Source organism: Peptostreptococcaceae bacterium (assembly GCA_016649995.1).
In the GTDB taxonomy this organism is placed as follows: domain Bacteria; phylum Bacillota; class Clostridia; order Peptostreptococcales; family BM714; genus BM714.
The window spans coordinates 50183-56677 of sequence record JAENWJ010000007.1 but is presented as its reverse complement, the minus strand read 5'-3'; the positions used below and the strand labels follow the sequence as shown (position 1 = coordinate 56677).

Sequence of the window (6495 nt, the reverse complement as noted above, 5' to 3'; positions counted from 1 at the left end):
TCTTTCTTAATAGATTTTAAAAATACGACTAAAAAAGCTATGAAAGTAGATATTTCAAGTCAAGTATTACAATGGATTGATGCTCAACCCAGTTATATCAAAGTATTGCTGGGTGAATTTAAGTGCGAAAGTTGAGTAATTGATTGTTTAAGTAAACAAACGAGTCAGCAATAGCTGACTCGTTCTTTTTTATATAAACTCACAAAACACGTTTTGCTTAAATACCGAATTTAAAAGCATCTATTAATGCTAATTATGCAATTGACATATAAAAAACCCATGGCTGGACAGGGGAGATATCGTCCAGCCATGGGTTGTGTTTCCAATATATAATCTTTATAAAACTTTTTATTCTTTATTTAACGAACGTGTCTACGATAATGTCATTTATATCAATTTCATTTTCAAGCATCCCGTTTTCAATAAGAAATTCCTGTGTTTTTATTAGGTCATCTATATCCTTATCGCTGATTTGCGGATTGAAATCATACCATGCATACATCGTTTTTACAGCCTCGACATCTATGTTTGTTTCTTCAGCTGTAATGGCGAATGTATCCTCAGGATTGTTTTTCATATATTCAAGACTTTTACTATGCACATCCATATATGTATCCACAATTTCCGGATAATTTTCAATCATATTACCACTTGTCGCTATGACAATTGTAGCATCTAGCAGACCTTCTCCGGTTTCTATTACCCTGTTACCGTCTTCAATGGCTATTGTGACTGCAGGACCTGCGACTAGTACTGCATCCGCGTTTCCTGAAGAAAGCGCCGCCATTCCATCACCTATCCCCATGTTTATAAATTCAACATCGTCCATAGTCATACCATTTTCAACCAAAGCAGCTAAAAGCAACTGGTGAAGTATGGTTCCCTTTGGTCCTACTATTTTCTTGCCTCTTAAATCATTTATTCCGACAATCGAATCGTCCTTGGCCATGATAGTAAAAGCTTTTGGCGCCCTGCTATAAATGCCGATAATTTTCACATCAACACCATTTGCCGCCGCTAATATCGCAGAGGTTCCTCCGAGAGCGTTACAGAAGTCTAATGAACCCGACGCGAGTGCTTCGGTCATCTTGGAACCTTGAGTGATTTCCGGGAAAGCCACTTCGATATTCTTTCCGACAAAGGTATCTTCAAAAAGCATTTTATTCTTTTCAATGATTGATGGAACATTAAGCGGCAATTTCACATAGGAAATATTCACTTTTTCCTTTTGCGGCACTTCTGCAACATCTCCCGCTCCGCTTGCGCAGCCCGACATAACAGTCATAACCATAATCAGCAATGCAATAAATAATGATATTTTTTTCATAACACCCTCCATTTTCCCCTGATAATTTCAATTTACACCGATTTTGTCCCTACTGTCCCCCTTTTCACATTTTTTATAGAGCAACTGCAATGCTATCTTTCGAGGCCATGATGGAATTCATTGTTTTTTCTCTAAGCCTCGCAAACTTTGCAGAATATATGTCACGGGGATAGTTTTCCCCAATCACAATCACGTCAAGTATTTTACCCTTGTCTATTACAACAAGTCTTTGACCCATATAGAGAGCTTCGTCGATGTCATGGGTTACGAATACGATTGTTTTTTTACATGTCTTGAAAATATGTATCAGTTCATCTTGCAGAATTCTTCTATTGTATGCGTCAAGGGCCCCCAAAGGCTCATCCATCAGTATTACATCCGGTTCATAGCAAAGGGTTCTACCCAACGCCGTTCTTTGTGCCATTCCGCCTGATATTTGGCTTGGATATGCATCTTGAAACTCCTCCAAATCCAATATCTTAAGATATCGGTTTACTATTTCTTCTACCTTTATCTTGTCTTTTTCACATTCCAACGAGAATGCCATATTCTGCTTAACCGTCAGCCACGGCATAAGACGCGGTTCCTGAAAAACTATAGATATTTTAAGACACTTGTCGCTTTTGCTCCCATTTTCCATATAGGAAACTTCCCCGCCAGTTTTTTCTTCAAGACCGCATAGAATTCTCAGCAACGTTGTCTTTCCGCATCCACTTTTTCCAATGATGGTAGTAAAACTTTCCTTTTCAATATTCAAGTCAATACCTTCAAATACAGGTATTGCTCTATTTCTAAGCATAAAAGTCTTTGATAAGTTCCTTATTTTTATCCCTGTCATGGTTTATGTCCTCCCATTTTAAAAATCTGTCTGTAGCCTTGAAGAAAATGTAATCGATACCGTAGCCCAATGCTCCAATTACTATTATTCCAACAAAAATGATATCGATCCGAGACAATTGCTCTGCTTCTATTATCATATAGCCAATACCCGAAGAAGCCGCAATAAGTTCAGCTCCCATTAGTGACCTCCAGCTGTATCCAAGCCCCAGCTGCATGCCTGATAAAATAGAAGGAAGCGCCTGTGGAAGAATTATTTTTACGAGCGTTTGCCACTTCGTGAATCCGTAGGTTTTTCCCACTTCAACAAGTCCATTGTCACATCCGGCAATTCCACTTACTGTGTTTATGAAAATGGGGAAGAATGTCGCCAATATAATTACCGCAATCTTAGAGATTTCTCCTATTCCAAACCATAGTATGAGTAGCGGTATCATTGCTATCGGGGGAATATGCCTTACAAATTCCAAAGATGGCGATAGATATTCGTATGTTTTTTTGTTCAAGCCAACCAATATGGCCAAAGGAAATGCGATTGAAAATGTTAAAACAAAACCCGCAAGAACCCTAAAAAGACTTATGCCCAGATGCTTTGCGAGTATCCCTTTTTTTGTAAGCGAAATTCCCGTTTCAAGTACCCTCATCGGGTGCGGTACTATGTATGAATTGAACCACCCTAGTTCGGAGCCTACCGCCCACAATAGTATTAGGGCAAGTGGAAAAACAAAGCCTCTATATTTTTTCATCGTTTCTTTCCCCTTCTGCCTGTAATAAAAACACAAATATAAAAGCCTCCCAAAAGGAAGGCTGCATGGTCGATTGACACATAGGCATTTTTTTCTGCCTTATGCGAAACGATATGTCCTACTCCCTTTCCGAATCAGAATTTTCTTTTTCGTAAGGTCATATTTTTATTTGTCCAAATCCACAAAGAAAAAACTCGGTGATTTTGGAACTTTCAACTTCGTTAACATATTATCAACTTTTAGGCAAAATGTCAACTCACCTTAACTCTGTTTTTTCATCCTCAATAATTATATAAGCTCCTATCATTTGTTCCTCAAAAGCCACGACTCAGGGCAACACTCGGCACCTTTTCCCTTTTAGGCCAATCCTTTTCAAAACAAATAATCGGGCTTAAATATGAGTTTTATCTGAATGATCCTTCACAAGTACCCGAAGAAAAACTCAAAACACGCATAATGATTTTGCTTGCATAGCCAATTCCAATAAAGTTTTGTTTACTGTTAAAAAAGGGACGATTCGAGAAAAATATTCTCGAATCGTCCCTTTTAAAATTACTTTACAATCCTTAACAATTATTATCCCAAGAACTGCTCCATGTCTTCATCTACACTGCCTATTCCGTTTATTCCAAAGGTCTCAACAAGCACTTTTGCAACATTCGGTGAAAGGAAAGCTGGAAGAGTCGGTCCAAGCTTGATATTCTTGACTCCAAGGGATAGAAGAGCAAGCAACACTATTACCGCCTTCTGCTCATACCATGCAATATTGTAGGCAATCGGCAATTCATTAATATCATTCAGTTCGAAGATTTCTTTAAGCTTAAGTGCGATTACAGCCAATGAGTAGGAGTCGTTGCACTGTCCTGCATCAAGAACTCTCGGAATTCCACCGATATCTCCAAGCTTCAATTTGTTGTAGCGGAATTTTGCGCAACCCGCAGTTAATATTATTGTGTCCTTCGGTAATTTCTCGGCGAAATCAGTGTAGTAGTCTCGCGACTTCATTCTGCCATCGCAACCGGCCATTACGAAAAACTTCTTGATTGCTCCGGACTTCACAGCTTCAACAACCTTGTCAGCCAATGCGAAGACTTGCGCATGCGCGAATCCGCCAACGATTGTTCCGTTTTCGATTTCGATTGGTGGATCCAATGTTTTTGCCTGCTCGATTATCTCGGAAAAATCTTTCATTCCGTTTTCGTCCGGCACAATGTGCGTGCATCCCGGATATCCGGCTGATCCAGTTGTATAAATTCTTTCTATTTGATCAGCTTTTGGTGGAACAATACAGTTCGTTGTGAACAAAATCGGTCCATTAAAGGTTGTAAATTCTTCCTTCTGCTTCCACCACGCATTTCCGTAGTTTCCAAAGAAATGGTCATACTTCTTGAATGCCGGATAGTAGTTGGCAGGCAACATTTCACCGTGAGTATACACATCTACTCCCGTACCTTTCGTCTGTTCCAAAAGTTGCTCCATGTCTTTCAAGTCATGGCCGGTGATAAGAATTCCCGGATTTTTTCCTACGCCTATGTTTACTTCTGTTATCTCAGGGTTGCCATATGCGCTCGTGTTGGCATCATCCAAAAGAGCCATTACATCTACGCCAAATTTGCCTGTTTCAAGTGTCAATGCAACCAATTCGTCAACACTCAATGTATCATCCAATGTTGATGTCAAAGCTTTCGTTATGAAAGAATAAACGTTTTTATCTTCCTTGCCCAGATTGGATGCATGCTCGGCATAAGCCGCAATTCCCTTAACCCCGTAAATTATTAATTCTCTGAGAGAACGAACATCTTCATTCTCAGTAGCCAAGACACCCACTTGAACCGAATCCGCCTTAGCCTGCATTGCAGATGCAGAATCAGCCGTCCACCTTGCGGCATCGTGCAAACCCTTGAGTTCGATACCCTTTGCGCTTATTTCTTTCTTCATTTCTTCTCTTAATGCAAGACCTGCTTTTATTTTTACTCTAAACATCTCATCATCAAAATTGGCATTCGTGATTGTCATGAAAAGCCCTTCCATCGTGAAATGGTCGGCAGCATGGAATTTAAGACCTGCTTTTTCCCCTTCTACCTTCACTAAAGCGATTCCTTTAAGTGTATAAATAAGTAAATCCTGAAAATTTGCAACATCTTCCGGTTTGCCACACATACCCTTTATTGTACAACCCGTTCCTTTTGCTGCTTCTTGACATTGATAACAAAACATGCTCATTTTAATTCCTCCTTTTTTTTATAAATGCTATTGATTATACATTCAGCATATCGCAACCTTGAAAGCATTTCAGTATCCTATGTTACAAATCGAACTAATAATCTTTTCCAGCCGCTTTTACATTTTCAGGATCGAAAGCATGACATGGCGTTACCCCATGCACCGATCCGCAATGTGAACACTTGCCCTCAAAAGTACTCATCTCAAATGTCTTATTGCACTCTCCGCATACTACATTAAGCGGCATTGGCATATATTGATTCGAAAAACCCATCATTCTCACTTTGTCTACAGTTTGCTTCCCATTTTCAAAACTCCCGCTACATCCATCATGCATTTTGCATAACCTCTTCCCATTCCATGTTTTCCAATATTTCGCCTTTTCTTAGACTCGTTCTGAGATCATTTACAATTTTATCCATTTTCTCCAACTCCACCAGCATCCCTCTTTCTTCCTTGCTGGTTTCGATGACATTTGAGATTCCTCCATTTTTAATTACTATCCTCTTTCCCGCCATCAAAGCAAGACTTGGATCATGTGTGGCCATTAGAACTATCTTTTCTTCGCTGACAAGAAGATTAAGAGCTTTTTTCCTGTCTATGCCGGCATTTTCTATTTCATCGATTAAAACAATCGGAGAAGTGCTCAGTATGGCAGTATCAGCAATCATAAGCGCTCTGGACTGACCTCCGCTTAAGCTCGTAATAGGCGTATCAAGATTAAAATGCTCGCCCGCCAAATAATTGGCCGCATCTATTATCCTTACAATGATTTCCTCTTCATTTTTAACCATCCTGCTTTGTGCGTGCAGCCCTATGAATTCTCTTACAGACAAATCCATTACAAAATTCATGTTTTGGGATAATTGCGCAACAAGCTTGTTTGAAGATGAAAATCTCCATTTGCTGTCGGGAATTTTTCCGTTGATGGTAATTTTTCTTTCCGTTGGCGTATCTTTGTTGGCAACCCATTCTATATCTGCCAGAAGGCGACTTTTCCCCGAGCCGGTGGCACCGACTATTGAAACTATTTCACTCTTGTTTATTGTAATCGTCTCGAAATTCTCTTTGTTTCCGTCTTTGTCTCTCCCTGCGGCAATTGTCAAAGAATCAACCTTCTCTTCGTCTGTTATACCCAAAAATTCAAGTGTTTCTTCAATATAGACCGTGAAATCCGTTTTTATTTTTTCGATGTCTATTGCCCAATCCTCAATTTCCTCCTCACTAAAGTGACCAAGATATTGCTCTAAAGTGCTGTCTTCATGTCCTTCGATATCCAAATTATTGTTTTCAAAAAACGAAACGGAAAACGGATATTTGTTTTCAATTTCACTTATTTTCATCTTTTCAATATACCTCATA

The 6495-nt window shown here is 39.4% G+C and carries 6 protein-coding genes; all 6 read right to left on the bottom strand.

What is annotated here, in order from left to right; genetic code table 11:
• Positions 1-355 precede the first annotated feature (355 nt).
• The 6 genes from JJE29_02805 to JJE29_02780 all read right to left on the bottom strand — a co-directional run bounded on the left by JJE29_02805 (position 356) and on the right by JJE29_02780 (position 6476).
• On the bottom strand, positions 356-1327 hold the full coding sequence (locus JJE29_02805) for an NrtA/SsuA/CpmA family ABC transporter substrate-binding protein (protein ID MBK5251559.1): 972 nt from the start codon (positions 1325-1327) through the stop codon (positions 356-358).
• Positions 1328-1400: 73 nt separating this feature from the next.
• Positions 1401-2165, bottom strand: a complete 765-nt coding sequence (locus JJE29_02800; protein MBK5251558.1) for an ABC transporter ATP-binding protein — start codon at positions 2163-2165, stop codon at positions 1401-1403.
• Positions 2119-2910, bottom strand: a complete 792-nt coding sequence (locus JJE29_02795; protein ID MBK5251557.1) for an ABC transporter permease — start codon at positions 2908-2910, stop codon at positions 2119-2121. The genes JJE29_02800 and JJE29_02795 overlap by 47 nt, the downstream gene beginning before the upstream one ends.
• A 576-nt stretch (positions 2911-3486) precedes the next feature.
• Positions 3487-5133 (bottom strand): hydroxylamine reductase, encoded by a 1647-nt coding sequence (hcp, locus tag JJE29_02790; protein MBK5251556.1) that lies wholly within the window; start codon positions 5131-5133, stop codon positions 3487-3489.
• Between the two features lie 94 nt (positions 5134-5227).
• A complete protein-coding gene (locus JJE29_02785) occupies positions 5228-5470 on the bottom strand; it encodes a hypothetical protein (protein ID MBK5251555.1) in 243 nt (80 codons plus the stop codon).
• The gene (locus JJE29_02780) at positions 5463-6476 is read right to left on the bottom strand and encodes an ATP-binding cassette domain-containing protein (GenBank protein ID MBK5251554.1); all 1014 of its coding nucleotides are present in this window, start codon (positions 6474-6476) and stop codon (positions 5463-5465) included. Before JJE29_02780 ends, JJE29_02785 begins: the two co-directional genes overlap by 8 nt.
• Positions 6477-6495 lie beyond the last annotated feature (19 nt).

What these genes read in the sequence shown, in the direction of transcription:
- JJE29_02800 (MBK5251558.1), bottom strand. Translation starts at nt 2,165, where the DNA reads ATGACAGGGATAAAAATAAGGAACTTATCAAAGACTTTTATGCTTAGA.
- JJE29_02805 (MBK5251559.1), bottom strand. Translation starts at nt 1,327, where the DNA reads ATGAAAAAAATATCATTATTTATTGCATTGCTGATTATGGTTATGACT.
- JJE29_02785 (MBK5251555.1), bottom strand. Translation starts at nt 5,470, where the DNA reads ATGCATGATGGATGTAGCGGGAGTTTTGAAAATGGGAAGCAAACTGTA.
- JJE29_02780 (MBK5251554.1), bottom strand. Translation starts at nt 6,476, where the DNA reads ATGAAAATAAGTGAAATTGAAAACAAATATCCGTTTTCCGTTTCGTTT.
- JJE29_02795 (MBK5251557.1), bottom strand. Translation starts at nt 2,910, where the DNA reads ATGAAAAAATATAGAGGCTTTGTTTTTCCACTTGCCCTAATACTATTG.
- hcp (MBK5251556.1), bottom strand. Translation starts at nt 5,133, where the DNA reads ATGAGCATGTTTTGTTATCAATGTCAAGAAGCAGCAAAAGGAACGGGT.